At 61.6% G+C, this 25,862-nt stretch carries 29 protein-coding genes; 16 read left to right on the forward strand and 13 right to left on the reverse strand.

Annotated elements, in window-relative coordinates; translation table 11 throughout:
- Positions 1 to 4: 4 nt before the first annotated feature.
- The 8 genes from MEFOE_RS01765 to MEFOE_RS01800 all read right to left on the reverse strand — a co-directional run bounded on the left by MEFOE_RS01765 (position 5) and on the right by MEFOE_RS01800 (position 9,716).
- A complete protein-coding gene (locus MEFOE_RS01765) occupies positions 5 to 1,987 on the reverse strand; it encodes a methyl-accepting chemotaxis protein (protein ID WP_067047448.1) in 1,983 nt (660 codons plus the stop codon).
- A gap of 249 nt (positions 1,988 to 2,236) precedes the next feature.
- Positions 2,237 to 2,698, reverse strand: a complete 462-nt coding sequence (locus MEFOE_RS01770) for a chemotaxis protein CheW (RefSeq protein ID WP_067047451.1) — start codon at positions 2,696 to 2,698, stop codon at positions 2,237 to 2,239.
- A 15-nt stretch (positions 2,699 to 2,713) separates the two neighbouring features.
- A complete protein-coding gene (locus MEFOE_RS01775) occupies positions 2,714 to 4,867 on the reverse strand; it encodes a methyl-accepting chemotaxis protein (RefSeq protein ID WP_067047454.1) in 2,154 nt (717 codons plus the stop codon).
- Positions 4,868 to 5,238: 371 nt separating this feature from the next.
- A complete protein-coding gene (locus MEFOE_RS01780) occupies positions 5,239 to 6,429 on the reverse strand; it encodes a DUF362 domain-containing protein (RefSeq protein ID WP_067047457.1) in 1,191 nt (396 codons plus the stop codon).
- A gap of 536 nt (positions 6,430 to 6,965) precedes the next feature.
- Positions 6,966 to 7,211 (reverse strand): 4Fe-4S binding protein, encoded by a 246-nt coding sequence (locus MEFOE_RS01785; RefSeq protein ID WP_067047460.1) that lies wholly within the window; start codon positions 7,209 to 7,211, stop codon positions 6,966 to 6,968.
- The gene (locus tag MEFOE_RS01790; protein WP_067047463.1) at positions 7,208 to 7,735 is read right to left on the reverse strand and encodes a 2-oxoacid:acceptor oxidoreductase family protein; all 528 of its coding nucleotides are present in this window, start codon (positions 7,733 to 7,735) and stop codon (positions 7,208 to 7,210) included. The genes MEFOE_RS01785 and MEFOE_RS01790 overlap by 4 nt, the downstream gene beginning before the upstream one ends.
- Positions 7,735 to 8,841, reverse strand: coding sequence for a transketolase C-terminal domain-containing protein (locus MEFOE_RS01795; RefSeq protein ID WP_067047466.1), 1,107 nt, complete (start codon positions 8,839 to 8,841; stop codon positions 7,735 to 7,737). The genes MEFOE_RS01790 and MEFOE_RS01795 overlap by 1 nt, the downstream gene beginning before the upstream one ends.
- Positions 8,835 to 9,716 carry a thiamine pyrophosphate-dependent enzyme gene (locus tag MEFOE_RS01800; protein WP_067052828.1) on the reverse strand — a complete coding sequence of 294 codons (882 nt, stop codon included), beginning with the start codon at positions 9,714 to 9,716 and terminating at the stop codon, positions 8,835 to 8,837. The genes MEFOE_RS01795 and MEFOE_RS01800 overlap by 7 nt, the downstream gene beginning before the upstream one ends.
- Before the next feature lie 195 nt (positions 9,717 to 9,911).
- Here MEFOE_RS01800 and MEFOE_RS01805 point away from each other — a divergent pair, with 195 nt between their 5' ends.
- Positions 9,912 to 10,502, forward strand: a complete 591-nt coding sequence (locus MEFOE_RS01805) for a hypothetical protein (RefSeq protein ID WP_067047471.1) — start codon at positions 9,912 to 9,914, stop codon at positions 10,500 to 10,502.
- Here MEFOE_RS01805 and truA read toward each other — a convergent pair.
- Positions 10,434 to 11,276, reverse strand: a complete 843-nt coding sequence (gene truA, locus MEFOE_RS01810) for a tRNA pseudouridine(38-40) synthase TruA (protein ID WP_067047475.1) — start codon at positions 11,274 to 11,276, stop codon at positions 10,434 to 10,436. The two genes, MEFOE_RS01805 and truA, sit on opposite strands and share 69 nt — an antisense overlap.
- Complete coding sequence (locus tag MEFOE_RS01815; RefSeq protein WP_067047479.1) at positions 11,273 to 11,938, reverse strand: PHP domain-containing protein; 666 nt, start codon at positions 11,936 to 11,938, stop codon at positions 11,273 to 11,275. Before MEFOE_RS01815 ends, truA begins: the two co-directional genes overlap by 4 nt.
- Positions 11,939 to 11,980: 42 nt before the next feature.
- Between MEFOE_RS01815 and MEFOE_RS01820 the strand changes: the two genes are divergently transcribed.
- From MEFOE_RS01820 to MEFOE_RS01845, 6 genes are read left to right on the forward strand one after another with little or no spacing between them, the layout of a single operon-like run.
- Positions 11,981 to 13,390: a dihydropteroate synthase-like protein gene (locus tag MEFOE_RS01820; protein WP_067047482.1), complete on the forward strand. Its 1,410-nt coding sequence runs from the start codon at positions 11,981 to 11,983 to the stop codon at positions 13,388 to 13,390.
- 50 nt (positions 13,391 to 13,440) lie between these two features.
- Positions 13,441 to 13,812, forward strand: coding sequence for a Mov34/MPN/PAD-1 family protein (locus MEFOE_RS01825; protein ID WP_067047485.1), 372 nt, complete (start codon positions 13,441 to 13,443; stop codon positions 13,810 to 13,812).
- Entirely contained in the window at positions 13,809 to 14,231 is a 423-nt protein-coding gene (locus MEFOE_RS01830; protein WP_067047487.1) for an adenylyltransferase/cytidyltransferase family protein, read from the forward strand. The genes MEFOE_RS01825 and MEFOE_RS01830 overlap by 4 nt, the downstream gene beginning before the upstream one ends.
- 40 nt (positions 14,232 to 14,271) lie before the next feature.
- Complete coding sequence (locus MEFOE_RS01835) at positions 14,272 to 14,964, forward strand: small multi-drug export protein (protein ID WP_067047490.1); 693 nt, start codon at positions 14,272 to 14,274, stop codon at positions 14,962 to 14,964.
- Positions 14,961 to 15,653, forward strand: a complete 693-nt coding sequence (locus MEFOE_RS01840) for a small multi-drug export protein (RefSeq protein ID WP_067047493.1) — start codon at positions 14,961 to 14,963, stop codon at positions 15,651 to 15,653. The genes MEFOE_RS01835 and MEFOE_RS01840 overlap by 4 nt, the downstream gene beginning before the upstream one ends.
- 60 nt (positions 15,654 to 15,713) lie before the next feature.
- Positions 15,714 to 16,463 carry a hypothetical protein gene (locus tag MEFOE_RS01845; protein ID WP_067047496.1) on the forward strand — a complete coding sequence of 250 codons (750 nt, stop codon included), beginning with the start codon at positions 15,714 to 15,716 and terminating at the stop codon, positions 16,461 to 16,463.
- Between the two features lie 122 nt (positions 16,464 to 16,585).
- On the opposite strand, the gene MEFOE_RS01850 is transcribed toward MEFOE_RS01845, so the two are convergent.
- Positions 16,586 to 16,780 carry a hypothetical protein gene (locus MEFOE_RS01850; RefSeq protein WP_067047500.1) on the reverse strand — a complete coding sequence of 65 codons (195 nt, stop codon included), beginning with the start codon at positions 16,778 to 16,780 and terminating at the stop codon, positions 16,586 to 16,588.
- 286 nt (positions 16,781 to 17,066) lie between these two features.
- The gene (locus tag MEFOE_RS01855) at positions 17,067 to 17,306 is read right to left on the reverse strand and encodes a DUF5654 family protein (protein ID WP_067047503.1); all 240 of its coding nucleotides are present in this window, start codon (positions 17,304 to 17,306) and stop codon (positions 17,067 to 17,069) included.
- Between the two features lie 95 nt (positions 17,307 to 17,401).
- Between MEFOE_RS01855 and MEFOE_RS01860 the strand changes: the two genes are divergently transcribed.
- Genes MEFOE_RS01860 through MEFOE_RS01870 form a run of 3 tightly spaced genes read left to right on the forward strand, consistent with a single transcriptional unit; the run spans position 17,402 to position 19,769 of the window.
- The gene (locus tag MEFOE_RS01860) at positions 17,402 to 18,652 is read left to right on the forward strand and encodes an AAA family ATPase (RefSeq protein ID WP_067047506.1); all 1,251 of its coding nucleotides are present in this window, start codon (positions 17,402 to 17,404) and stop codon (positions 18,650 to 18,652) included.
- 9 nt (positions 18,653 to 18,661) lie between these two features.
- Positions 18,662 to 19,204, forward strand: a complete 543-nt coding sequence (locus tag MEFOE_RS01865) for a hypothetical protein (RefSeq protein ID WP_067047509.1) — start codon at positions 18,662 to 18,664, stop codon at positions 19,202 to 19,204.
- A 55-nt stretch (positions 19,205 to 19,259) separates the two neighbouring features.
- The gene (locus tag MEFOE_RS01870; RefSeq protein ID WP_153015829.1) at positions 19,260 to 19,769 is read left to right on the forward strand and encodes a hypothetical protein; all 510 of its coding nucleotides are present in this window, start codon (positions 19,260 to 19,262) and stop codon (positions 19,767 to 19,769) included.
- Here the strand turns inward: MEFOE_RS01870 and MEFOE_RS01875 are convergent.
- Positions 19,766 to 20,674, reverse strand: a complete 909-nt coding sequence (locus MEFOE_RS01875) for a peptidase associated/transthyretin-like domain-containing protein (protein ID WP_067047515.1) — start codon at positions 20,672 to 20,674, stop codon at positions 19,766 to 19,768. The genes MEFOE_RS01870 and MEFOE_RS01875 overlap by 4 nt on opposite strands.
- A 98-nt stretch (positions 20,675 to 20,772) precedes the next feature.
- Here MEFOE_RS01875 and MEFOE_RS01880 point away from each other — a divergent pair, with 98 nt between their 5' ends.
- The 6 genes from MEFOE_RS01880 (at position 20,773) to MEFOE_RS01905 (ending at position 25,131) form a co-directional block, all read left to right on the forward strand.
- The gene (locus MEFOE_RS01880; protein ID WP_067047518.1) at positions 20,773 to 20,961 is read left to right on the forward strand and encodes a hypothetical protein; all 189 of its coding nucleotides are present in this window, start codon (positions 20,773 to 20,775) and stop codon (positions 20,959 to 20,961) included.
- Positions 20,962 to 21,774: a hypothetical protein gene (locus tag MEFOE_RS01885; protein ID WP_067047522.1), complete on the forward strand. Its 813-nt coding sequence runs from the start codon at positions 20,962 to 20,964 to the stop codon at positions 21,772 to 21,774.
- Between the two features lie 51 nt (positions 21,775 to 21,825).
- A complete protein-coding gene (gene rlmH, locus MEFOE_RS01890; protein WP_067047525.1) occupies positions 21,826 to 22,305 on the forward strand; it encodes a 23S rRNA (pseudouridine(1915)-N(3))-methyltransferase RlmH in 480 nt (159 codons plus the stop codon).
- 229 nt (positions 22,306 to 22,534) lie between these two features.
- A complete protein-coding gene (locus tag MEFOE_RS01895) occupies positions 22,535 to 23,002 on the forward strand; it encodes an Hsp20/alpha crystallin family protein (protein WP_153015830.1) in 468 nt (155 codons plus the stop codon).
- 229 nt (positions 23,003 to 23,231) lie between these two features.
- Complete coding sequence (locus MEFOE_RS13580; RefSeq protein ID WP_153015831.1) at positions 23,232 to 23,507, forward strand: hypothetical protein; 276 nt, start codon at positions 23,232 to 23,234, stop codon at positions 23,505 to 23,507.
- A gap of 139 nt (positions 23,508 to 23,646) precedes the next feature.
- Positions 23,647 to 25,131 carry a glutamine synthetase family protein gene (locus MEFOE_RS01905; protein ID WP_235809534.1) on the forward strand — a complete coding sequence of 495 codons (1,485 nt, stop codon included), beginning with the start codon at positions 23,647 to 23,649 and terminating at the stop codon, positions 25,129 to 25,131.
- Positions 25,132 to 25,862 lie beyond the last annotated feature (731 nt).

Consider the following 25,862-nt stretch of genomic DNA (forward strand, 5'->3'; position numbering starts at 1 on the left):
ACCCTCAGAGGGTGAATTTGTCGAGTCTCTTCTTCAGGTTTTCGGCGAGGCCGGCCATTTCCTGGGCGCCGCCGCCGACCTCCTGGGCCGAAGCACTGACCTCCTCGGTGAGGGCGGCCATGTTCTCGATGCCCTTGATGTTCTGCTGGACCTCTGTTCTCGTCCGCTCCATCGCCTCCATCGCACGGTTGGTGGCGCTGGCCTGGTCCTCGGTGGCCTTCGCGATCTCGCCGATGTTCTGGTTCGCCTCTTTCGATGCCTTTGCGATGGTGTTCAGCGCCTCGATGGCCTTCTCCACGCTCGAGATCCCGGAATTGATCTCACTGTAGGCCGACTCCATGTTCTCTGCGGTCTTGTCAGTGGTGGTCTGGATAGTGGAGATGAGGTTCTCGATATCGTTTGTCGCCTTCTTCGATTCGCCTGCAAGGTTTCTGACCTCGCCTGCGACGACGGCAAAGCCCCGGCCGTGCTCGCCCGCCCGTGCCGCCTCGATCGCGGCATTGAGGGCGAGGAGGTTGGTCTGGTTGGAGATGTCGTTGATGAGCTTCACGATCTTGCTGATCTCCTGCATCTGGTCGTTGAGCCGGGTGATCTCCTCGACGCTCTTCCGTGCGATCCCCTCGACGCCCCGCATCTTCCCGGAGGCTTCCTTGCCGAGAATCTCTGCCTGGTCGCCGAGTTCGGCAGCTTCGCCGGTCTTCTGGAGGACGTCCTGAGAGGTGCTCGCGATCTCCTCCACGGAGGCGGAGAGGTCGGCCATCGTCCGTGCAATCTCCTCGATGTTCTCCAGGCTCTTCCTCGCCCCTTCCGCGGACTTCTGGCTTGTCGTTGCGACCTGCTCGATCGCCTTCGCGATGTCCTCGGCGCTCCGGCTCGTCTCTTTCGTCCCGTCGTCGACCTGACTGGCGACCGTGGCGATCTCTGTCAGTGTCTCCTTCAGGGACTCGCGGGCCTGCCGGTAGTTCAGTTTGAGTTGCTTGAGGGGGTCGCCGTCCTCGATCTTGACGAGGGCGGTGAGGTCGCCGGCGGCCATGGTGTCCATCGCCTTCCGCATCTCCTCAGCGCTCTCCGCAAGGAGGCGGGCCTGTTCCTGTGCCTCTTTCTCTGCCTGTTTGAGGGCGGTGATGTCCTGGATGATCTCGATATGGCCGATCTTCTCCCCCTCTTCGTTCTTCAGATATGCGACGTCGAGCTGGAAGCTTGCGCCGTCCTTCTCGAAGAGGGTCTTGATCTCGTCCTTTCCGCTCCGGCGGAGTTTGATGACACCGCACTCCTCCTCGTTGCAGAGTGGTCCCTTCGTTGCCATGCAGCAGGTGCCGCAGTCTCTCACGCGGTCCCTGCCCCACTGGTCTTCCCAGAACTTGTTTATGAAGGTCCAGTTCATGTTCATGTCGGTGACGCTGATGGGGAGGGGTAGTCGGTCGATGATGGCCTCGTACCATTCTGCCTTTTCCTGGGCCTCCTTCTCCGTCTGTTTGAGGGCGGTGATGTCCTGGACGATCTCGATGTGGCCGATCTTCTCGCCCTCTTTGTTCTTCAGGTATGCGACGTCGAGCTGGAAGCTTGCGCCGTCCTTCTCGAAGAGGGTTGTGATCTCGTCCTTTCCGCTCCGGCGGAGTTTGATGATGCCGCACTCCCCCTCGTTGCAGAGCGGTCCCTTCGTTGCCATGCAGGAGATGCCGCGGTCTCTCACGCGGTCCCTGCCCCACTGGTCTTCAAAACCCTTGTTTATGAAGGTCCAGTTCATGTTCATGTCAGTGACGGTGATGGGGAAGGGTATCCTGTCCAGGATGGCCTCGTACCATTCTGCCTGCTCCCGCGCTTCGCTGATCTGTTGTTCGTGTTTCTGCATCCTCTCCAGGCATTCCCTGAGGGGAGACAGGACCGGCCGCAGGGCAGGGTCTATGTCCTCTTCGCCGATCTGCCGGGAGAAGTCCCCTGCAGCTGCGGATTCCAGTATGTGTGCGATTTCGTTGACATCAATCATTTTTACCCTCTATCTTTGTTTTATGTCTTGTCTCGTGCTCACTCTGTTTCGAATGACGGCGAGTTCCTGGCATGGTGGCGTTGTGCACGATGTGCACCTTTTTCCGGATAATATATCTCTATCCGGCGATGATATTTATTAATTCCTATTTTTTAAATTTTTCATTCTGTACGTTTTTTATGTTTTTAAGTACTATATATGACTATTTTGCGATCTGGGTTTGGCAAAGGTGGATGATCCTATCCCCTCTCAGCCTGCGGTTGCGAGGCCCCCGAGGACCTTTGTCATGTCGATCCAGATCACGAGGCCCTTTTCCTTGATGTCATCCCCGCCGATCTTGATGATCCCCTTCACGAATGCCTCATGGCAGAGCGACGCGTCCATTGTCTCCACGTCATCCTCGGCAATCTGCATCACCGAATGGACGTCGTCGACGATGATCCCGAGGTTGGACCCGCTCGCGACCTCAGGGACGAGGACGATGATCTTCCTGTTCATCACGTCCCCTCTGTCAGGGAGCTGGAGGAGAGTGGTGAGGTTGATGATATTCGTGATCTCGCCCCTCAGGTTGATGATCCCGGCAATATGGGGCGGTGCCCGCGGCACGGGGGTGATCGGGATCATCTCCACGATCTCCCGTGCCAGGAGAATGTCGAGGGCATATCTGGTGCCCCCGATCTCGAATTCCACGACGTCGATGGTCTTTACCACGGTCTATCCCCGCCTTCAGACTTTGAACCTGTCCATCTGCTTTTCGAGATCGGCCGCCAGGTCATGGAGTTCGTGGGTGGCGCTGTTGATCTCCTGGGTGGAGGCGCTCGTCTCCTCCGCAAGGGCTGCCAGATCTTCGATCTGTTCGAGGCTCGACCTCGTCAGGTTGTTGCCGTCTTCGACGATCTGAACGACGGCATTGCTCGTGTTCGCCTGGTCCTCGATGGCCTTCGCGATCTCGCCCATGTCGTGGGTTACCGAGACCGCGCCCTCGACGATCCTGTTCAGGGCGACGATCGCCTTGTTCACGCTCTCGACACTGGAGGCGATCTCGGTGTTTGCCGAGTTGATCGCTGTGGCCGTCTTCTCGCTCTTTGACTGAATGGAGGCGATGAGGTTCTCGATGTCGTTTGTGGCCTTCTTCGACTCTCCCGCGAGGTTCCTCACTTCACCCGCGACGACAGCGAAGCCGCGGCCGTGCTCGCCCGCCCGTGCCGCCTCGATCGCGGCATTGAGGGCGAGGAGGTTAGTCTGGTTGGAGATGTCGGTGATGAGCTTCACGATCTTGTCGATCTCGTGGATCTCCTGGTTGAGCTGGGTTATGTTGACCACGCTCTCGCTGGCGATCTTTTCGACGACCGTGATCTTCGTGTTGGCGTCATTGCCGAGCTTCTCCGCGTCCCTGCCCATTTCGGCGACATTCTGGGCCCTCTCAAGGACTTCCTGCGAGGTGCTCGCGACCTCCTCGTTCGAGGCCGAGAGGTCGCTGAACTTCTGGGTGATCTCCTCCATCTTGGTGAGGGTCTTCTTGCCGAGGTCGGCGCACCGCTGACTGGTGAGGGCCACCTGCTCCGCTGCCTTGGCGATCTGGTCCCCGCCCTTGCTCGCTTCGAGAGTACCGAGCTGGACCTGTTCGGCTGCCTGCTTGACCTGCCTGAACGCGCCGCTGCCATTGACTGATATCTGGTTCAGGGAATCCCTGAAGCGCTTGAATTCTCCGGAAACCTCGATGTCGTCGGAGAACGTCTTCGTGTAGTCGCCGTCGGCGATGGCCGCCGAGACCCGCATCCCCTCGTCCAGGGGCTCATGAATGGCGTCGAGGAGGCCGTTGACACCGGAGACCACCTCGGCGAAGGAGCCCTGGTGGCGGGAGACGTCGGCCCTGACAGAGAGTTTCCCTTCCTGGCCCGCTTTTGCGAGCATCTCGACATCCCTGACCAGGGCTGCAAGCCCCTCGCCCATCCCGATCAGTGCAGGGAGCATCCTGTCGTTCTCTGAACGCTTCCCGACCTTCTTGAGTTCATCGCGGTCGGAGAGGTCACCCTGAGAGATGTTGGTGGCGACCCTGACAACGACGAGAAGGCGCTCGCGGACAGTGTTCACTGCGTCGGCGATGTCGGCATATACACCGGTATACTGCCCTTCGACCTTTTTCGTGTAGTCGTTCGCGGCGATCCTCTGGAGGACGGCATCGCATTCCCCGAGGGACTCGAGGCCGTCGACGCACCGGTTGATGCTCTCCTTGAGCTTCTTGAAGTCGCCCCTGTAATCGGCCGTGATCTTCTCGGGGGTCTCGCCCCGCCCGATCTGGTCGATCACGGCGATGGTCGGCGGAAGGGGTTCGGTGACCGCATCGATGATCTCGTTGACGCCCTTCGCGATCTGGAGGAGTTCGCCCTCGCCGTCAAGTTTCGCCCTGACAGAGAGGTTTCCGTTTCTGATCCCGTCGGCCACGCCGAGGAGGTCTTTGATCATTCTGACTTCGCCGGTGACGTCGGGGAAGTATTCGACGGCCCCGATGGTCGTGCCGCTGCCGTCCCTGTACGGGACGCCGGTGCACTTGATCACCCGTCCGTCCCCGAGGTCGTTGGTGATGGTGTTGACCTGCCCCTCCTTCATCGCGACATGACAGGGGCATTCCTTCGAGTTGCAGAGGCCTGTCCTGTAGAGGTCATAGCAAGGTTTGCCGATGCAGTCCTCCTGCCTTTTCCCGAGGAGGTCCGCGGCCGCCCTGTTGATGTAGAGGACGTTGAAGTCAGTGTCTATGATGTGGGCCGGGAGGGGGATCTGGTCCATGCCCGCGGCCAGGTTCTCGTTTCTCCTGATCTCCTTCTCCAGTCTGGTGATCTTTTTCTGACAATCTTCGATGGTGGGTTCTTTCTCTGGCATGATGATCTCCTGTCTGATTTTTGCTCTGGAGGGCGATTGTCGCCGTTTTCAGCTTCCCATCACCGGAGGGTGCCGTGTGTGCGTGGGGTCAGACATCGGGCTCCGGCCGCATGGGCCGGGGCGCTCCGGGATATCTGATCATCTACCAAGTATGATATTTAATAGATCGCATTTTATCTGCTCGATTATTTCGTACTCTGTATCTTTTTGAATGCGTATATTGGGGATATCCGTGCCCCGATGTCTTTTCTACGCCTTTTTTGAAAAAGATAAGAATTTTAACGTGTTTTAACATCTCTATTTCTTTTTAAAGATGTCATTTGGGTTTATTTCGTCAAAAAAGTGGCAATATATGGCAGATTCTGCCGGCCTCACCTGAGGAGGGACGAGAGGAGTTTTCCCGCGAATCCCTGTCGCAGCGCGATAGCCCTGTTTTCACACATCTCGTGGCAGCAGTAGCAGCGGATGCAGGCGGATTCGTCGATCACGGCCCTCCCCTCCTCGATGCTGATCACCGCGACCGGGCAGGCGCGGACGCACCTCCCGCAACCCGTGCACTTTTCGGGATCTGGCACCGGCGTCGGCCTGATCTCCGTCCCCTGCCGTCGAAAGAAGGAGAGGATCTGCCTGTTGAGGAAGGGGATGGCCGGGGCCGCGGGGTGGGTGGACGCCTTCCTGAAGTCGGAGACCGTCACTGCCGCCGGGTCGTCGCCGATCACCCCGACCTCCCTGAAGTCCTTCCTGACCCATCCGCGCTCCTCGGCACCCCTGATCGTACAGATGTCGGCCGGGTCCAGTCCCATCAACCTGGCGGTGACGATGTCGACCGCCGTCGCGTCCGCACCGGCGAGGAGCGCCCCGATAGGCCGCGGCGATCCCGACATCGGGCCGTCCCCCTCCATCCCGACGACCGCGTCCATGATCTGGAGGGCCGGGCGCACCAGGGTGTTGAGGTCGAGGAGCATCCCCGCAAATTCCTGCGGGTCCCTGAACCTCGCGTGGAAGACCGGTTTTTCAAGACCGGGGATCACGCCGAAGAGGTTCTTGACGGCGCCGGAGTAGCCGGTGAAGAGGTGGGTCTTCGCCTTCGAGACGACGACGATCGCGTCGGCATCGCGTGCTGCGTCAATGATGGAGAAGCGCTTCATCACCTCCCCCTCCGGGAAGGGGACGGCCTTCGACGAGGTCGCGGTGGAGAGGGAGACCCCCGGGATTTCGGCCGCCCCGGTAAAGCCGGATCTTTCATATGCCTTTTCAAGGTTCCGCGAGGTATAGCGGGTCCCCGCCCCTGGCGAGTCGGCGATGACGACCGTGCAGCCGTGGTCTGCAAGCAGGCGTGCGACCGCCTTCACGACCGCAGGGTGGGTGGTGACCGCCTGCCTGGGCTCCGCGCCCATCAGGAGGTTGGGCTTGAGGAGCACCCGACTCCCCCGCGGTACGAAGGCCCCGACCCCGCCGAGGAGGCCGACCGCCCTTTCCACCGCGGCATAGACCTGTTCTTCGTCGTACGTCCGGCAGTGAACGAGAGCGACATCTTTTGTCGGGGGATCTGCTGGCGTCATCGTACCAACTCTTTGTTCTGGCCGGAAAAAAAGGATCTCCATCGAGCGGGGTGGGGGTTTGGGGGGAAACTTTTTGCCACGCGCACTTTAGAGAACAGAGGTGGTTCTGGAGTCTGTTTGTTCGATGTCCCGCGCCGGGGGACTATCGCCCCCGCCCTCGAAAGCCTCTGGCTTTCTCAAGCTCGCTCCGCTCGCACCCCGCTCATGATAGGTGGGGATAATAGCCATCTCACTCTTCGAAACCCGTGTTCGCACTTCCCTGGCCCTATCATAGGTCGGGGGTCCGGGGGCAACGAGAAGACGAAGTCTTCGAGGCAGTCCCCCGGCGGGCAGTAAGGGGAAGGCAGTGGATCAGCATCCTGTCCGGGGGACTACGCCCCCGGCCCCCCGCTCAAGATTGAACCGGTGGATGGCAATCTCCCTCCTCAGGATGAGACTGTTCGCTCTTACGAGATGTTGTCCTTATCCCCAACCTTAGATTTGGAGGAGGATGTCACTCCTCCCCCCAGAATAGTTGACGGTCTTCCCGAGACTCTTCACCGCTCTTCACGGACCATCGTGATCGCTTTCTTCGGGCAGACATTGGCGCAGACGCCGCAGCCCTTGCAGAAATCGAGGTCGATATTCAGTTCCTCGTCGATCACGCCGTCAGGGCAGTGGATAGCGCAGATCCCGCACTGGTTGCACTTCTCCCTGTCCACCACCGGGCGGAAGACCCGCCACGACCCGGTAAGCCCGCAGGCCCCGGCCTTCGGTCTGCTCAGTGCAAGCCGCTCTCTCATATGACCATCTCCTCGTAGGCGGCCTCGGCCACCTGCACGTTCCTCTCGTCGGAGAACATCTCCCTGATCGCCTGTTTTGCCGACGCGAAGGAGACGATGCCGAGCCTTGCCGCCGCCCCCAGGAAGGGAGTGTTCACGATCGGCGTCCCCGCGATCGCCAGGTTCTTTGAGAGGGCGATGCCGGTGAGGTCGACGTGGCACGAGGCAAATCCCGGAAACTCGTGGGGGTGCTCTGAGTTGACGAGCACGCTTCCACCCTCCTTGAGTCCCTGGAGGACGTCCACCGTCTCCATCACCGAGGCGTCGAGGACGACGACCATGTCAGGGTTCCTGATCTGGGAATAGATCTTGATCGGGGCGTCGTCGATCCGCACGAAGGAGACGACAGGTGCGCCCCGGCGCTCTGCCCCGTAGAAGGGACATGCGGTGGCGTGCTTCCCGTCCCTGAACGCCGCAAGGGCGAGGAGACGGGCCGCAGTCACGCCGCCCTGCCCGCCGCGGGAATGGATCCTGATCTCGTACATTACTCGCTCACCCCGAACCACATCTCTTCACCGATCTTCCGGTCCCGCACGAAGCCCGCGATATCGTCGTAGGTGACCTCCTGACCGCCGAGGCCGGCGATCACGTTGTAGCACTCGACGCCGGTCTTCGCCCGGATCGAGGCCGCCACCACGCCGCCGAAGCCGAAGGAGTAGTCGCGGTCGATGACCACGACCTCCTTCCCCTTCAGGTCGAGGTCGGGGAAGGGCCTGAACCAGCGCAGGCGCATCGAACCGGCCTTGATACCCTCCTTGCGGAGGATGTCGACGGCCACCTCGGCCTCCTTGCCGAGGGTGCCCATCGAGACGACCACCACATCCGCGTCCTCGCAGAGGTAGTCCTCTGTCGGGCCGTATTTCCGTCCGAACCGACGTGCGAACTCCTCCTCCGTCTCGCGGATCACGTCCCGTGCGTCCCGCATCGAGCGCTCGATGTCCCACCTGAACGTGAAGTAGTCGGCAGGCCCGGTCATCGGCCCATAGCCCATCGGGTTGTTCACGTCGATCGCATGGGGCAACTTCATCGGTGGGATGAAGTCTCCCAGTTCCACGGTGTCCAGGGACTGCATGATATGGGAGAGGGAGAAGCCGTCGAGGTTAACCATTACCGGCAGGAGGACGCGCTCGTCCTCGGCGATACGGAAGGCCATCAGGGTGGCGTCGTAGGCCTCCTGGACAGTCCCGACAAAGACCTGCAGCCAGCCTGTGTCGCGCTGAGAGAAGGCATCCGTGTGCTCGGCCCAGGTGTTCCAGCCAGGCCCGAGGGCGCGGTTCACGTTCGCCATCACGATGGGCAGGCGGGCCCCCGCGGCCCAGTGGAGCATCTCGTGCATGTACAGCAGGCCGTGGGAACTCGTCGCTGTAAAGGTCCGCACCCCTGTCACCGATGCGCCGATACACGCGGCCATCGCCGAGTGCTCGCTCTCCACCGGGATGTACTCGGTCTCGATCTCCTTGTTGGCGACGTAGTTTGCGATCTGTTCGATGATCTCGGTCTGCGGCGTGATCGGATAGGCGGCGACGACAGACGGGTGCGCCTGTTTCACCGCCGCGGCGACGGCCTTGTTCCCTGTTGAGATGATCAGCATATTCCTTCCTCCTCTTTCCTGATCCTCTCCAGGTTCTTGTTCAGGGCCTGCTGGAGTTTGGCGATGATCTCGGGGGTCGCCTTCTTGAAACGGCCCTGGCCCTTCAGGTATTCTTCGAGGGGCAGCGGGTTCTTCATCGCGGCCTTCGAGGGCCCGGAGACAGTCAGCTTCCCGTACTCGCGTTCCCAGAGCACCCACGAACCGGTCTTCACCGCGAGTTTGCCCATCTCGATCGTGCGGTCAGACTCGTAGCGCCAGCCCGGCGGGCAGGGCGCAAGGATGTGGATGAACTTCGGCCCTTCAATGGAGAGCGCCTTCTTGACCTTCTTGTACAGGTCGAGGGGGTAGGAACTGCACGCCGTCGCCATGTAGGGTGGATTGTGGGCGGCGACGATCCTGTCGAGGTCCTTCTTGAACTCACCCTTGCCGCCCGGCGTCGTCGTCGTCAGGGCGCCGAGGGGGGTGGCGCCCGACCGCTGCATGCCGGTGTTCCCGTAGGCCTCGTTGTCGTAGCAGATGTACAGAAAGTCGGTGCCGCGCTCGAATGCGCCGGACAGCGCCTGGATGCCGATGTCCACCGTCCCTCCGTCGCCTGCATAGGCGATGACGTTTGTCTTCTTCCCCGCGCTCCTGAACGCCTTGCTCATGCCCGAGGCGCAGGCCGCCGCCGCTGCGAAGGCGATGTTGTACACCGGGACATTGAAGGACGTGTTCGGGTACACCCCCTGGATCACCGATGTACAGCAGGCCGGGATGACAAGGACCGTGTCGGGCCCCGCGGCCTTCAGGACATAGCGAAGACAGAGGGAGGAACTGCACCCTGCACATGCGGCTGTGCAGGTCTTGATGTACTCCTCTTTCGGAATCTCAGAAATAGTGCTCAACTCCTCACCAGTGATAGTTGCTCATTATCGATCATTACATTTGTCGGGGGACTCTTGTAGGTTGCTATTATGGACGTACATAATTTGGGTGCGCGCTGACTTGGGCTTGTTGGTTCGGATCGCCAGATCTCCCGGCGAAATCCATCAGCCATAAATGCTGAAGACACGCACTCTCCCCGGGAAATTATGACCGAAGAACATGTCCACGATGACGCGGCGGACGGCACCGTCCCTCCGGCAGACCTCCCTCAGCCATCACAGTCAGTCCCGGTCGAGCAACCGACGGCGCCTCCCCCGGCCCCTGAACCCGTGAAAAAGGGCGGGAGGAAGAGGGTCGTTCTCGGCGTCCTGGGACTTCTGGTGATCCTCGTCGCTGCGGCGGCATTCACCCTGGACGTCGAGATCGGGGACCCGACGCCGGGAGCCACCTACCCGTACATGACGACCTACAATGCCTGGTTCCCTGACGGCGAACCTGTCACGATCGGGAATGTCAGGATGATGGTCCTCAGCTATGACAATGAACTCATTCTCGACGCCAATGGCAACAGGGAGAAACTCGTCGTCGGCGACGAGAAGGAAGTGGCAGAGCACCATGCCAGCATGAAGGTCTTTGGCGTCACCCTCCTGTCCACAGACTTCAAGATGCTCATGAAGTACAGGGGGCTTGTCGAGGGAAAGGAGAACTTCTTCCTCTCTGTCAAGACCTCACGGCAGGTCCCTGAGTTTGTCGTCGGCCTGCTCCTCCCGAAGGAGATCCAGGCTCAGCCCGCGTAGGGCTGCAGTCACCCTCTTTTTTAACCTGAAGTCCTGTTCCCGCTCGACATGTGCCCTCTCAGCCTTTGGCGAGGGGGGGAGGGGAGTGAAGGAGAAAGGATACGCGACGTCGATGAGGATCAGACCGCCGGGTGGTGCTGCCGGCACACGCGCCGCTCCCTCTCCTGCCAGCAGGGCCCTGATCCCGCCGGCATCTATCTCCCCTCTGCCGACCGCGGCGAGGGCGAAGGCCATGCACCGCACCATGTTCCAGAGAAAACTCTCGGCCGTCACCGTAAAGACGCAGAAGCCGTCTTCATCCGCGACATGGGCCGCCATGATGCGGCGGACAGGGGTGCGCTCGCTCTGCCGGGAGAAGAGGGAGAAGTCGTGTTCGCCCACGAACTCCTGCGCCGCGTCGTCCATCGCAGCCGTGTCGCCTGGGTGCTCGACAAAATAGTAGCGGTACGTCCGTGCGGCGGCTTCCTTTCTCGGGCTGAAATGGTCATGCACCTCTGCCCACCCTGTCGTCCAGATGTCGGCCGGGAGTTCGAAACGCAGGGCCGCCACCGCCCTCTCCGGCTCGGCGGTTGTGAAGGCGCAGACCTGCCCTGCGGCATGGACGCCGCGGTCGGTCCTGCCGGCGAAGGCGAACCTTGCCTCCTTCGGGTTCGCGAACAGGCCGATCTCTTTACACGCCGCGATCACGTCGCCCTCCACAGTGCGCACGTTGGGCTGGACCTGGGAACCGTAGAAGTCGTCCCCCCAGTAGCCGATCCTGAACGCAAGCCTCATTTCGGGATCCTGGCCTGAATCTTCTTCCAGGAACTCTTCAGGGACTGGGTGGTATATGAGCGGAGCGGGGTCATCTTCCCGCCTGCCGCGGTTTTTCCGGTGCGGATCGCCTCCAGGATGGCGTCGGGGTTGCGGTCGGCATTGACGAGGGTGTAGCCGTAGCCGACAAAGCGGGCCTGGTGTGCGTCGCTCCCTCCGACCGCGGGTTTTCCGAGGTTCCGGGCGACCATTGCCGCCTTTCTGTTCGCGGTCCCCATGATGTACCTGCTGTTGAAGACCTCGATGGCGTCGACGAGGGCCGGGCCGGCCCTGAGTTTCAGGCCGACGCCGTGGCGCCACATATGGTAGGGGTGGGGGAGGATGAGGACAGCGCCCGCCTCACGGGCGCGGTGTACGGCCTCAAAAAAGTCCATGCCCTTCGGAAAGGCTTTTGTGACGCCGAGGGCAAGGAGGTGCCCCTGTTTTGTCGAGATCTCCGTCCCGGGTATGACGATCACGGACGTCCGACACTGGAGGGCATGGAGAGCCCCCTCCACGGTGTCGTGGTCGGTGATCGCAACCGCGTCGAGCCCGACGGCCTCGGCCTGTCTCAGTATATCCTCGACGCTGCTCTCGCCGTCACGGGAATATCTGGTATGGATGTGCAGATCACATCTCAGCATGGGATCAGATCATTTTAGGTCTCCGCCCTCTTAAGGAATGGTATGCGGATCCTCCTTCCCACAGGCGAGGCGACCGCCGGAGTCGTCCGGAAGGCCGCGGAGGGCTTTGACGCCGACGTCATCGTCACCGGCGAGATCGCCGCGTTCCTGACCCCGGAACGTCTTCGGGATCTCGTCAAAGCCGGAGACTATGATCTCGTCCTGGTCTCCGGGATGTCGACGGCCTCCTTTGCCTCTGTCGAGGAGGAAACCGGCGTGCCTGTCTATCGCGGTCCGCGTCATGCCACGGACCTCGCCATGGTTCTCCCCCTCCTCGGGAAGGTCGCCCTCTCCAGGGATGTCCCTGCCGACGAACTCTTTGCCGCGGAGAGACGGGACGCGGCGTACCGCCGCCTTTCCGTTCTCGAAGATGCCGCGGAGCCTGAGATCGTCCTGCGGGGAACGAAGATCGGCGGCGGGTCGCGGATGAAGGTCCTTGCCGAGATCATGGACGCCCACCGCCACCCCTCCTTGAGATACGCCGTCGAGGATTTCTTTGCGAGGGGTGCCGACATCGTCGACCTCGGCTTCGGCTTCGACGCGACGCCCGCCGACGTGGAGAGGTGCTTTGCGGCCCTCGATGGGATCGAGGGGCCTCTTGCCGCGGACACACAGGACCCGACCCTGATCAGGGCGGCGCTCTGCCGTGCCGATCTGGTCCTCTCCCTCCACGAGGGGAACATCCCCCTCGTCGGGGAGGAGGTGGCAGTGGCCGGTGCCGCCGTGGTCGTCGTGCCGGGCGCGGCCAGCCTTGCGGCGAACCTCCGCGCCGCACAGGACGCCGGCATCTTCGCCCTCATCGCCGACCCTCTCCTCCAGCCTGCGGGCTCAGGATTTGTCACCTCGCTCTGCGGCTTTTCCGATCTTGGCGTGCCCCTCTTCTTCGGCGCCGGCAACGTCACCGAACTCATCGACGCCGACTCGGTCGGCGTGAACGCCCTGCTTGCGGCCTGCGCCTTCGAGGTCGGGGCCTCTGTCGTCTTCACCTCAGAGCACTCTGACAAAACGAGGGGATCGGTCGCGGAGATGCGCCTGGCGACCGAGATGATGGCAGTGATGGGCGACCACCCGTACCCGAAGGACCTTGGCATCGACCTCCTGGTCCTCAAGGAGAAGAGACGGCGGCACGAGCCCCTTCCTGCCGGCGAACCTCAGGACGTCCCTCCCGCCCCTGCTGCGTTCACCCCTGACCCCGCCGGAAATATCAGGATCGTCGTCGAAGACGGCTGGATCCTTGCCGAGCACCTGGGCACGGTCTACCGTGGCAGGACGGCCGCCGACCTCGCCGCCGCCCTGCTGGAGGGGGGACGCGTCACCCGCCTCGACCACGCCGCCTATCTCGGCCGGGAACTGGCGCGGGCCGAGATCGCCGTTCAGTTCGGCAGGAGCTATGTGCAGGACGGTCCCCTCTGATCCTCCGATGCAATCATTGATTGGCCATGCCGCCCAAGTTCCATAGACCTATGAAGATCAGGGGTATCTCCGCCGACCTCCTCGACCTCCTCCTCAGGCTGGGGGCCGAGCATCACCCGAACGAGTTCGCCGCCATCCTCAGGGAAGAGAACGGCATCATCACCGAACTCGACCTCGTGCCGGGCACGACAAGCAACGAGGAGAGCGCGAGCGTCTTCCTGGACATGCTCCCCCTCGGCACCCACAACACGGGAAGCGCCCACTCCCACCCGAACGGCGTCCTCTATCCTTCGGACGCCGACCTCTCCTTCTTCCCGAGGACAGGCCGTTGCAACCTGATCATCGGCTGGCCGTACGGCCCCGATGACTGGGCCTGCTTCACCGCGGACGGTCAACCCTATGACCTCGAGGTGGTGGAATGAAGCGGATCGTCGCCACCGGCACCTTCGACATCCTCCACCCCGGACACCTCTTCTACCTGGAGGAGTCGAAGAAACTCGGCGACGACCTCCACGTGATCGTGGCGCGGGACGTCAATGTCCGCCACAAGCCAAAGCCCATCATCCCGGAGGAGCAGCGCCTCGCGATGGTGGCGGCCCTGAAGCCGGTCGACCATGCCCGCCTCGGCGACCAGGCCGATATGTTCGCCCCTATCAGGGAGATCGACCCCGACGTGATCACCCTCGGCTTCAACCAGTTCTTCAAGGAGGACGATCTTGAGCGGGCCCTGCGGGAGCACGGCCTGCGGGCCCGCGTGGTGCGGATAGGCCGATACGAGGGGCCTCTCTCCTCCTCGTCCCAGATCGTCGGGCGCATCCTTGCCGAGCGGGGCCATCCCTGACCCGCCACTCTTTTATCCCCGGCCGCCGACCCCCTCTCCGATGGACCTGAAAGGAGGTACGCTGTTTGTGGAGGATCCGGCACTCGACCGCGCCCTCAGGCTCGGCATCCCTCTCCTGATGTACCCCCTGTACGTCCTGGCCCTCGCCCTTGCCTTCCCTGCCCTGGCCCCGGTCTACCTTGCCCTTGTTGTCGCATATATCGTCCCACCTGTCGGGGGCGAGGCCCTCATCCCGGTTGCGGCGGCCCTTGGCTACCCCTGGTGGCTCACCGCTGCTTCCTTTGCCTGGGTGGACATCGCCGGCTGCCTCTTCATCGTCCTGAACGCCGACCTCCTTATGGCCCTCCCGTACGTCGGCCCTGCCCTCTCCCGCACTGCCGGTGTCGCCGGTACCTTCTTTGAACGCCACCCCGCGTTGCGCCGCCTCTCCTATCCGGGACTCGTCCTCTTTACCGTCCTCCCCTTTGCGGGCTCGGGCGGTGTCGGCGGGGCGTTTGCCGGCCAAGTGCTCGGGATGAGCAGGCGTGCGGTGGTCGTCTGCGTCTCGGCCGGCTCGGTCGTCGGGTCTACTCTCCTCGCTCTCGGTGCCGGTGCCGCCGCGTCTCTCCTCAGGGAGTATTGCGCTGCGGGTACGGTGGTCGTCGCGCTCGTCCTCGCCGGTGCTTCTGTTCTTGTCCTGTGTCGTGTGGCGCTCCTTCATATGGGTGGGCCGCCAATCTCTCGTGACAGATGACCGGGATCCTCTCCCTCAGGGATGTCACCTTTCATGCGAATCCGTTGGCCGACAGGGCGATCAAACTCGCCCTTCCCTTCGGGCTCGGCGCCCTCCTCCTCCTTGTGCTCTACCTCACGAGGTCCTATCAGGAGTTCCTGACCCTTGCCGGGTTGCTCTTCGTGTACCTTGTGCCCCCGGCCGGGAAGGAGACGGTGATCCCGGTCGGGATCGGCCTTGGCGAACCCTGGTGGCTCATAGCCGCCTGCACGGTGACGGTGGACCTCTGCTGTTCCCTCTTCGTCGCCCTCAACCTCGACCTCACCCTGAAGATCCCGGTGCTCGGCCCATTCCTCGGGAAGTTCATGGCCGGCGGTAGGGCATTTCTCGATGCCCGCCCCTGGCTTGAGCGCCTCTCAACCGCAGGTTTGGTCGTCTTCGTGATCGTTCCCTTCCAGGGGTCCGGGGGGATGAACGCCACGATACTCGGGAGGATCATGGGCTTCACCGCGCAGCGTGCAGTCGGGTGCGTTCTCATCGGGAGCTTTGTCAGCAGTTACGCCATCGCCCTTGGGGCAGACGCCGTCATCGGTCTCTTCAGGGAGGACCCGACCCTCGGCCTCGGCGCTCTCGGCCTGATCGCCCTGCTGATCGTGGGACTCTGGTTCCTCTGGAAGAGGTATGCCTCCTCTCTCGATTGCGAAGGCTGAACTTCCGGGTTCAACATATTCTTATCCGACCCTGACAGAGGCATTCCTGGTGATTATCAGATGATGAGAAAAGCAGCCGTGCTCATTCTCTGTCTCCTCCTCGTTACGCCGGCCCTTGCGGTCCCCGGCAACGGGAACGGGAACGGTCAGGCGAAAGCAGGAAACGGTGTCCCTGTCCTCCAGGAGGAGGATGCAGGTGACGAGCCGGACCAAACAGTCAATGCGACACCTGAACCGACGAAGGCGCCGGGGAATGGCAAACACATCGTTGCGAAGGTGAGCGCCGCTCCCGGACAGGTGAAGAAGAACGCCACCCTCCACGAACGCCTGAGGGAACGGGTCAACCAGACCGCGGACGACCTGGAGAACGAGACCGGCACTCTCCCCCCTGAGAAGCAGAAGGTCTGGAAGAACCAGAACGAGGTCCGCCTTGCCGTCCACACCTTCCTCGCCCTCGGCGAGATGGACGGCGGCATCGGGAAGAACGTCTCGGCGATCGCCCGTACCTTCAACAACTCGATCCAGACCCGCGTCCGGGCCGAGGAGCAGATCCAGGCGCGGCCGGGCTGGATGCGTTTCCTTGCCGGCGGCGACGAAGCCGCGGCCGAAACCCTCTTCCAGAACCTGAACCAGAGCCGAGACCAGATCCGGGAGATGCAGCGCCTGGTGGAGAACTGCACCTGCGACAATGAGACCCGCACCCTTCTCCAGGACCAGTTGAGGGTGATGGAGGAGGAGCAGGAGCGCCTCCGGGCCCTCGCCGAGAACGAGACCGCGGACAGCGGGGTTATCGGCTGGATCTGGAAGTAAGTCCTCTCGGTCTTGTGAAATCTGGCATGAGTCCCTGAGGGAGACTCAAGCATCTCGCATGAAAATTGTTCTGAGGAGTTCGTCTGGTCGACGTGCCTTCCCGCACGCTCGCGCCGGGGGCGCTATCGAAGATCAAAGATCTTCTCACGCTCCCTCTGGTCGTTCCCCCGGGCCCCCGGGATTGCGATAGGACCGAGAATGCAGAGGGCGGATCGTTCTGAAGGTGGTTTTGTCCTCTCCATCTCCACCATGGGGTGCTCATTGAGAGTCAAAACCTCATGCAAACCCGGAAAACGGATCTTCTGGATCATTTCCATGGTCGTCCCTCGGGCTCAGGTCGATATATCCCCCCGGATCCTTTTGAGGGAATGCGCGGATCAACCGCCTTCCCCCTACAGTTCGCCGGGGGCTCTCAAGCTCGCTGGCGCTCGCTGCCCCCGGGAGCGAACAGGATTTCCTGAGGAGGAAGGTTGCAATCCCACCCCTATCCTGAGCGGGGAACGAGCGGCAGCGAGTTCGAGAAAACCGAAGGTTTTCAAGTGACCGGGGGCGTAGTCCCCCGGAGCAGGAACTCCATAAAAGGAATTCTCCTGGATCACGTTCTCACTCTTTTTTCTCTGTTCCCGCCCGTGCGGCCATCCGTGCGATCCAGATCGTGGCAAGCACGGCCAGGATCGTGACAACGATCGCATAACTGAACTGTGCCGCGAGGCTCTCCGTCGTCCCGAAGACCTCGACGAAGAGCGCCTGGATCGCGCCATTCCACGCCAGCGCGGCGACCAACCCGAACGCGGCCGTAATCAGGTCGGAGATTTTGTCGAGCACTTCTCCGTAGAAACCCATAGTTGTGCATACTCGCCATTGTATATAAATATACAGATTCAAAAAAGAGAAGCGCTTTATTTCCCTCGAGGCAATACCCGATCCTGAGATGCACGATGAAGATTTCAGGAATTTCTCTCAGGAACTTCAAGAGTTTCCGGGCCGCATCGGCCGTCTTCGGCCCCTTCTCCGTGATCATCGGCCCGAATGCCGCCGGCAAGTCGAACTTTGTCGACGCCTTCACCTTCCTTTCTGACTGCGCACGCGAGGGCTTTGCCAATGCCGTATCCCTCCAGGGGGGCGGGGAGTATATCCGGAACCTCCGCGCTCCTCCCGGTGAAACGACCGGGATCTCGGTCTCCCTCGACGCCGCCGCAGACCCGGCGAAGGTGCGCTTTTTCCGGGACGGGGGCCGGGTGATCGAGGCGTCGGCCCTGCGGGGCACCTATGAGATCACACTCGCCTGCGCCGGAGGCGGTTGCACGGTGGCCGAGGAGCGGATCACGGCGTCGTGCACCTATACTGTCGTGGACGGCAACGGCCGGCCCTCGTCTCCGGGCGAGGGAGAGATCACTCTCGTCAGGTCGGCCGACGGTGCGGTCGGCTGCACGGTGATACCGCCAGGCCTCGCGCCTGAACCCGAGTGCACCCCCCTGATGCCTGCGAAGCTTGCCCCAGACGAGTCGATCCTGGAGAGCCCTGCGATCTACCCGACCTTCTCGCCCCTGGTCTCCCGTGTCGGAGGTTTCTTCCGCGAGATCGGCCACTATGACCTCGACCCCCGCCTGGCAAAGAGGGCCGCCGAGATCCCGGGCCGTGCCGAACTCGAGCAGGACGGACGCAACCTCGCCCTGGTGCTCAGGGCGATCCTGGCGGACCCGGAGAAGAAACGCCGCGCCTGGTCATTCGTCCGCGACCTCCTCCCCTTCATCGAGGAGATCAGGGTCGATGTCATCGCCGACCGCTCTCTCATCGCCACGGTGAAGGAGGAGTACACCGCCGGCGCCGCAGTCCCCTCTTTCCTCCTTTCGGACGGGACGATCAACCTCACCGCTCTTGTTGTCATCCTCTATTTCGAGGAGAAACCGGTGGTCATCATCGAAGAACCTGAGAGGAACATCCACCCCCACCTGATCGCGAAACTCGTCACGATGATGCAGGACGTCGCCTGTCACCTGGGGCGGCAGGTGATCGTCACCACTCACCACCCCGAGGTTGTGAAGTACGGCGGCAGGGAGAACATCCTCCTCCTCAGGAGGGACAGGGAAGGTTACTCGGCCATCTCCCGCCCCTCGGAACGGATAGATCTCGAAGTCTTCCTGGAGAGCATGGGGATCGACGAACTCTATGTCCAGAACCTCCTCTGAGGCGGGCCGATGGCGGAAAAACCCCTCTATTTTTTTCTCGAAGGGCCGGACGATGAGCGTTTCTTCGACCGCGTCGTCGCCCCCCTCTTTGCAGCACGAGGCTATGAGACGAAGGTCTGGAAGTACGCCTGCGAGAAGAGGCTGCGGACGATGAACCTCGTCAGAGCGCTGAGAAAGGCTGGTTTTTCCTATGTCTTTGTCAGGGACATCGACAATACTCCCTATGCCGGTCGCCGGGTGCAGGAGACGCTGTACTCTTTCGGCCACGCGATGGAGGCCGAGATGGTCGTCATCGTCATCGCCGAGATCGAGAGCTGGTACCTCGCCGGCGTGGGGAAGGAAGAGGCGGCCGCGCTCGGCCTCCCCGCCCTCCCCTTCAGGACCGAGCGGATCACGAAGGAGGCCTTCAACGCCCTCATCCCCCGGGGTGTCTCTCGCATTGCGTTCATGCAGGCAGTCCTTGACGGTTTCGATGTCGGGCTTGCGAAGCGGCGGAACCGGTCCTTCCGGTATTTTATGAACTGGTTCGTCGAGGGAGGGCGCGTACCGTGAGAAATGGGAGCATTTTTCCGCTGGAGGAAGAAAGGATCATCTGCTGGACGACGCCATGACGATGGGAATGCAATACTTCAAGCCGGCAGAGATTGCCGACCTCGCCGGCCTCCCCGAGGCCGAGGTGCGGGAGTACCTGGCCGCTCACCCCGACCTCTTTCACTCCCGGAGCATCGGGCCGGTGCGCCTGTACACTGCGGCGGCCGTCGAGACGGTGAAAAAACTTGCCCGGGCGGAGAAGGAAGGAAAGAGCCCGGAAGAGGCGGTCGAACCTGTCGACGACGAGGGGCCGGAGCCCGTGCCCTCGCCGGTGGTGCAGGCCTATGCCGAGGCCCGTGACCTCAAGGACGTGGTGGCACGGCAGGATGCCGAGATCGCCGCCCTCCGTTCCGGGATGGAGGACCAGAGGCAGGTCCTTGAGGCCAGGATCGCCGCTCTTGAGGAGGCGCTTGCGGCCGAGAAGAGGACGACCTCCCTCATCTCGGAATGGGTCGAGTATTTCGATTATGAAGTGGCGCTCCTCAAGCGCCCGCTTCTTCAAAGGCTCTCTGGAAAAAAGATTTAATTTTCCCGCCGCAGCAGGAGGAAAGCCCCGCAGATGCAGAGCGCCCCGAGCACCGCGAAGGGTGAGAGCGGGGACTGTGTGGGGGTCACCGGTATGAGGGTGGTGTCGATCTCGACAGTCTCTCCTTTTGCCGGGTACTGGCTGATCCCGACGGACTGCGGCGCGTAGCCCTCGGCGCTGACGGTGACAGTCTTGTACGGCGTGCCTGTCACGTAGACCGGGACGAGGAGCTGGCCATTTTTGATCTCGCCCTTGACCTCGCCGTCAAAGGCGACCTTTGCCCCCTCGACATTGGACTTCACGAGAAATGCGCCCATGTCGCCGCCGATCGGCGCCTGCTGGAGGGTCGCCGTGATGGTGACGGTCTCGCTCTTTGCCGGGACGTCGGTGACCGGTGCGGTGTAGGTCTCGTATCCGTTGGCCTCGACGCTGATGGTCTTGTACGGCGTGCCGGTCACATAGACCGGGACGACGAGTTCGCCGTTTGCGATCTCGCCCTTGAGGTCGTTGTCGAAGTAGACCTTTGCCCCCTCGACATTGCACTTCACGAGGTACGCGCCCATGTCGCCGCCGATCGGTGCCTGCTGGAGGTTGGCGTTGATGTCGACGGTCTCGCCCTTGGCCGGATACTCGACGATCGAGGTGGTGTAGGTCTCATAGCCGTCTGCCTCGATGCTGATGGTCTTGTACGGCGTGCCTGTCACGTAGACCGGCACCAGGAGGCGGCCGCTCGTGATCTCGCCCTTGAGGTCGTTGTCGAAGTAGACTTTTGCGCCGTCGACGTTGCAGTGAACGGCATAATATCCCTGGTCGCCGCCGATCGTCTCTGCCGCGGCACTGACGGCGGCAGGGACGCTGCAGACGAGAAGGGCGATGCCCAGAATCAGGATCTGCGTTCTGTCCATGTTTATGCAAAAGCATTGACTCTTAAGAATTCTTTCGATCTGATGCGTGCACACGCAATTGAGAGGATATATATCCCTGTGTGTGCGAGGCAGGATACATGGAGACGATGGAGGAGGTCGGTCGGCAGGTATTTTTGTTATGTTTTTCTGCCCTTCGGCCGCCCCCATTGCTATTCTTCGCCTGCGGCAGGGTGACCGACCTCGACCTGCCTGCATGCACGGAGATGCTCGCCCCCTTCATCGCGGGGCACCCTGACCCCTGGCACCGGGATATCGGAGGGCTCTAGATGGGTCTCGACGCCGCGGCAGCGCTGGCGATGGCCTGGTCGGCCGCGCTGTACGACGGCGGGCCTGTGCGAGAGTTCCTCGACGCCCTTGATCTCTCGCCCGCCTATGGCCTCCTGAAGAAGTGCGAGGAGGTCTGCCCGTGGTACGGCGAGGTCGTCCTGAACGGGCGGCACATGATCGCCTGCCTTCTTGGGCAGGCGCTGGAGAGGGCAGGCGAACCCTGCAGAGTCGTGGTCCCGGCGGCAGGGATGAACCCCCTGGCCTTCGAGGTGCTGGAGCGCTACCCCGACCGGGTCTCCTCGGTCGTGGAGGTTGGTCGTGCCGGGATGGAGGAGAAACGCGCCCTCTACGCGAGGGTCGCCCCTGACCTCGCCGCCCGGATCTCCTGTGTTCAGGCTGATATCCCCTCTGTGCTTTCTTTTCCCTTTGCGGTCGGGGAACCGACGGTCCTTGTCCTCGAAGGGGCGAGTTATTATCCTGACCGGGCCACCCTCGCCGGCATCCTCGGTTCATTCTGCTCTGGAACAGGGAAGAACCACGTGATCGCGGAGTACTTCGCTCCCTGCCAGATGGTCGCCCTGCGCAGGCGGGCGGTCCCGCGGGCCGTTCTCTCCTGCCTCAAGGAGAGGTCGGGCCTGCCCGCCATCTCCCTGTACACGCCGGGCATGATCGGGTCGGTGATCCGGGACGCAGGTGGGCAAGTCGAGGCACATTACTCGATGGCCGCGATGGAGCGCCTCCGTTGCGGCGAGAACCATTTTTTCCGGTCTGACGAGGATGGCTGGATCTGGTGTACGGCCGGTCGCCTGTAATGTCACCATATATATCTGGAAGGGGGCACGAAGGGTACAGGGGCCCTGAAGATGCAGGTGAGTGTCGTTGCTGTTGGAAAGGCGAAAGAGCGGTATATCGAAGAGGGGATTGCAGAATATGAGAAACGCCTCCGCCCCTATGCGAACTGCGAGATCGTCGAGGTGAAGGACGAGCGGGTGCCGAAGAACGCCTCGCCGGCAGAGGAGGCGAAGGTGAAGGAAGAGGAAGGGGAGCGGATCCTTGCGGCGGTCCGTGGTGGCGCCCTCCTCGTCGCCCTCGACAGTGCCGGCGAGATGTGGTCGAGCGAGGACCTTGCGGCCCGCCTGCGTACCTGGGAGATCTCCGGAACGCGGGAGGTGTGTTTTGTGATCGGCGGGCCTCTCGGTCTTTCGCAGGCGGTGCTGAACCGTGCCGATCTCCGCCTCTCTCTCTCGCGGATGACCTTCCTCCACACCATGGTCAGGGTGATCCTCCTCGAACAGATCTACCGGGCCTTCAGGATCGTGCGAGGCGAACCGTACCACAAGTGATCCTCCTCGCGGTTCCTCTCTCCCCGATGGGCCGGGTGGCATATGTCCCGTTATATACTTCTTTTTTCATCTCAATGCCCTTAAAACCTGACCGTCGCTCTCAATTTGACACTTTGCTCTGATTTCTCTTTTCCTTGAAGATGACAGGATCAAAAAATTTATACCTGTAGGTCAGAAAAATGTACTTCGGGGACAGTCGGAGACCGGCTACCCTACGTGAGGAATCAGCATGAGCCAGGATATACCAGAGGAAGACTTCAGTGAACTGAGCGATTACATCAGGCAGATGGTGAACCGCGCACAGGACGAATACGAGAACAAGCCCGTCGCGTTCGGAATTTATATGCTGATCCGGGACGGCCACTGCCATGTCCTCCCGCCCACGTGGTCCCCGATGAAGGCGCTGACCGACGGTGAGGGGGCCGGGGCGAACGAACCTGTGGTGGAGGTCCACCAGGTCGGCAGCGAGACTGTCGTGACCGCAGCGCTTCCTGGCGTGACTGCCGACGGCGTCAGGGTCTGGCAGGAGGACGCCTCCCTCCACATCGCCGCGGAGGACGGCGAACGGCGGTACTACACCACGGTCGCCCTCCCCTCCCCGGCCCTCGCGGTGGCGCGGATGTCCTTCAAACATGGTGTCCTCGAAGTGGTGGTCGGCCCGTCGGGCATGGCCGAGATCGGGGATTGTATAGAATAATTCTTTTTTACGTCCGGAGCGAGGGGGCATGCCCGGCTCCTCCCCCCTTCACTCCTGGCTCGCTCATCCATTGCATAGCGCCGGCATCGTTTTTTTAAGAGATTTCTTTCTCTATACTTTCTTGTTTTTCTCATTCGATGATATTATCAAAAAAATATTCCGGAATTTTTATATCGTGGTGAATTCTAGTGTCGCACAAGAATATATTCTCGCGGGCAGGGTGGTTGTGGTGTCAGGCGGCACAATTGGGCGTCAGGAATGCTGGAATAAAAAATTCGGGGATGCGGGAAAGGGGAGGTGTGCGGTCTGCGGGAAGACGATCTACCGGAATGCCCTGCCTGACTCCAAGTGGGCCTGGGAGCCCGGGCAGAGCAGGGCGCCCTCCTTCCCCGGGGGGGACGGTCCCCGGCGGAACGGTGTGCCTCTCTGCACGGCGTGCAGCTGTCGGGTGTCCCGGAGAGGGCCCGACGACTATGCGGCGCTGGGCATGATCCTGCTGCTATGATGCGTCTCACCGATGGAAAGTCCCTGCCTTCTATGACGTTTAAATCTTTTTATTCCCTCGCAAATCTGTTTAAATGAGGATTATGTTTTTATCCGGCCAGAACCAACGTTAGGAAATTATGAAAGACTCTGAGATCTTGATGAATCCCAACGATCTGGTTCGTTTTCTCAAGAAGGATCCGGCGGAGTTTACCAAGGAAGACATCATCCACTTCTGCGAGGAAAATGCGATCGAGATGGTGAACTTCCGGTACGCCGCGGAGGACGGCCAGCTCAAGACCCTCAACTTCATTATCTCCTCGAAGGAACACCTCGACACCATCCTCTCCGACGGCGAGCGTGTCGACGGCAGCAACCTCTTCTCCTTCATCGAGGCCGGGAGCAGCGACCTGTATGCGATCCCCCGCTACCGCACCGCGTTCATGAACCCCTTCACCGAGGTGCCCACGCTGGAGATCCTCTGCTCCTTCTATGACAACGAGGGCAAGCCCCTGGAGAGCTCCCCCGAGTACGTGCTCCGCAAGGCGAACGAGGAGTTCACCCGCCAGACCGGTGCCGTCTTCAAGACCCTCGGCGAACTCGAGTATTATGTAATCAGCCCGCGCGAGGACCTCTACCCCGGCCGCGACCAGAAGGGCTACCACACGGCCGAGCCCTTCGCGAAGTTCGAAGACCTGCGGAACGAGGCGATGAAGTTGATCGCCCGCGCCGGCGGCAAGATCAAGTACGGCCACTCCGAGGTCGGCTGTTTCTGCAACGAGGACACTTACTACGAGCAGCACGAGATCGAGTTCCTCCCGGTGCCGGTGGAGCAGGCGGTCGAGCAGATCATCCTGGCGAAGTGGATCCTGCGCATGCTCGGCTACCGCTACGGCGTCGACATCAGCTATGCCCCGAAGATCACTGTCGGCAAGGCAGGGAGCGGCATGCACTTCCACATGCTCGTCGAGAAGGACGGCAGGAACCTGATGGTCGAGGACGGCAAACTCAGCTCCATGGCCAGGAAGATGATCGCCGGCATCCTCGACGCCGCGGACGCGATCACGGCCTTCGGCAACTGCATCCCGACCTCGTACCTCCGCCTGGTTCCCCACCAGGAAGCCCCGACCTACATATGCTGGGGCGACCGCAACCGCTCTGTCGTGGTCCGCGTGCCCCTGGGCTGGACCTGCGGCTCAGATATGACCCGCGACGCCAACCCCTGCGGCTACCACTGCGCCGCCGCGAGGCCGTCCAAGCAGACGATCGAGTACCGTGTCGCGGATGGCTCCTGCGATCCCTATCTCACCGTCGCCTCCCTGATCATCGCCTCCCTCCACGGCATCAATATGCCCGACGCCCTCAAGCAGGCCGAGGATCTCTATGTCATCGGCAACATCTTCAGGCCCGAGTTCAAGGATCGTCTCGACACCTTCAGGCAGCTCCCGGCATCGTGCTTTGAGTCGGCCGACGTCCTCGCCGCCAGGCGTGCGATCTTCGAGGAGAATGGCATCTTCCCGGCAGGCATGATCGACAACAGGATCCAGACCCTGAAGGCCTTCAACGACAAGGGCCTCAGCGAGAAGCTCTACGGCAACACGGAAGCGATCCGCGAGCTCGTCGAGACGTACATCCACGTCGCATAAGATCTCAGAATACTCCTCCCGATACAATCTTTTTTCGGGGTGGGTGGAGGCTCTCTTTTTCTCGGAAAAAATACGTCGTCCACGCTGAGCAGGGCGTGCACATTGCCGTCGCTTCTGCATAGCTACGGTTCTTTTGGCCTCCTACCCGGTGCTGGCGTCCTGCTCTTGCAGAGGCGGCCCGCCGCGGGCGTATGTCGCTGTGTCCTGGCCAATGCCGTTAGCCTCCGAGACACCCACTGCCGAGCCGATGACGGCATAGCGCGGGCCGAAGATCTTGGTGAGGTGTGGCCCACGGCCGGCCACGTGTCGTTCATGAAGCGGCCTCAGGGGAAACTGCTCTCGATAGCGATGGCAGTGTAGCCGTGCCTCTCCACCAGGCGCTGGAAGAGTTTGTTGCGGAGCAGGAGGCTCTCCTCGCCGCCGTGGAGCGCCTCTCCGAAGCTGAGCAGTTCGACCGACGGATCGAGGGAGGCGATGAGCGTGCCGATGGCGGCGTTGAAGGTTTCGGGCGAGTCGATGGAGAACGGGATTGCTTCTTGTTGGAACCGCGTTTAGAGTGTGGTGTGATCAGGTTTCATCTCCCGGATTCAGGATGGTAAGACCCTAAAGAAAATTCCTTGCTCTTGTTGAGGTCCCCTCTGATCCCGCGCAGGATCGCAGGTTTTCTGCCCCCATGTATCGTCTGCTGGGGACTAACATGAAGCCTTATCCTTCTTGAAAATCCTCTGATA

It is taken from the genome of Methanofollis ethanolicus (assembly GCF_001571385.1).
GTDB classification, from domain to species: domain Archaea; phylum Halobacteriota; class Methanomicrobia; order Methanomicrobiales; family Methanofollaceae; genus Methanofollis; species Methanofollis ethanolicus.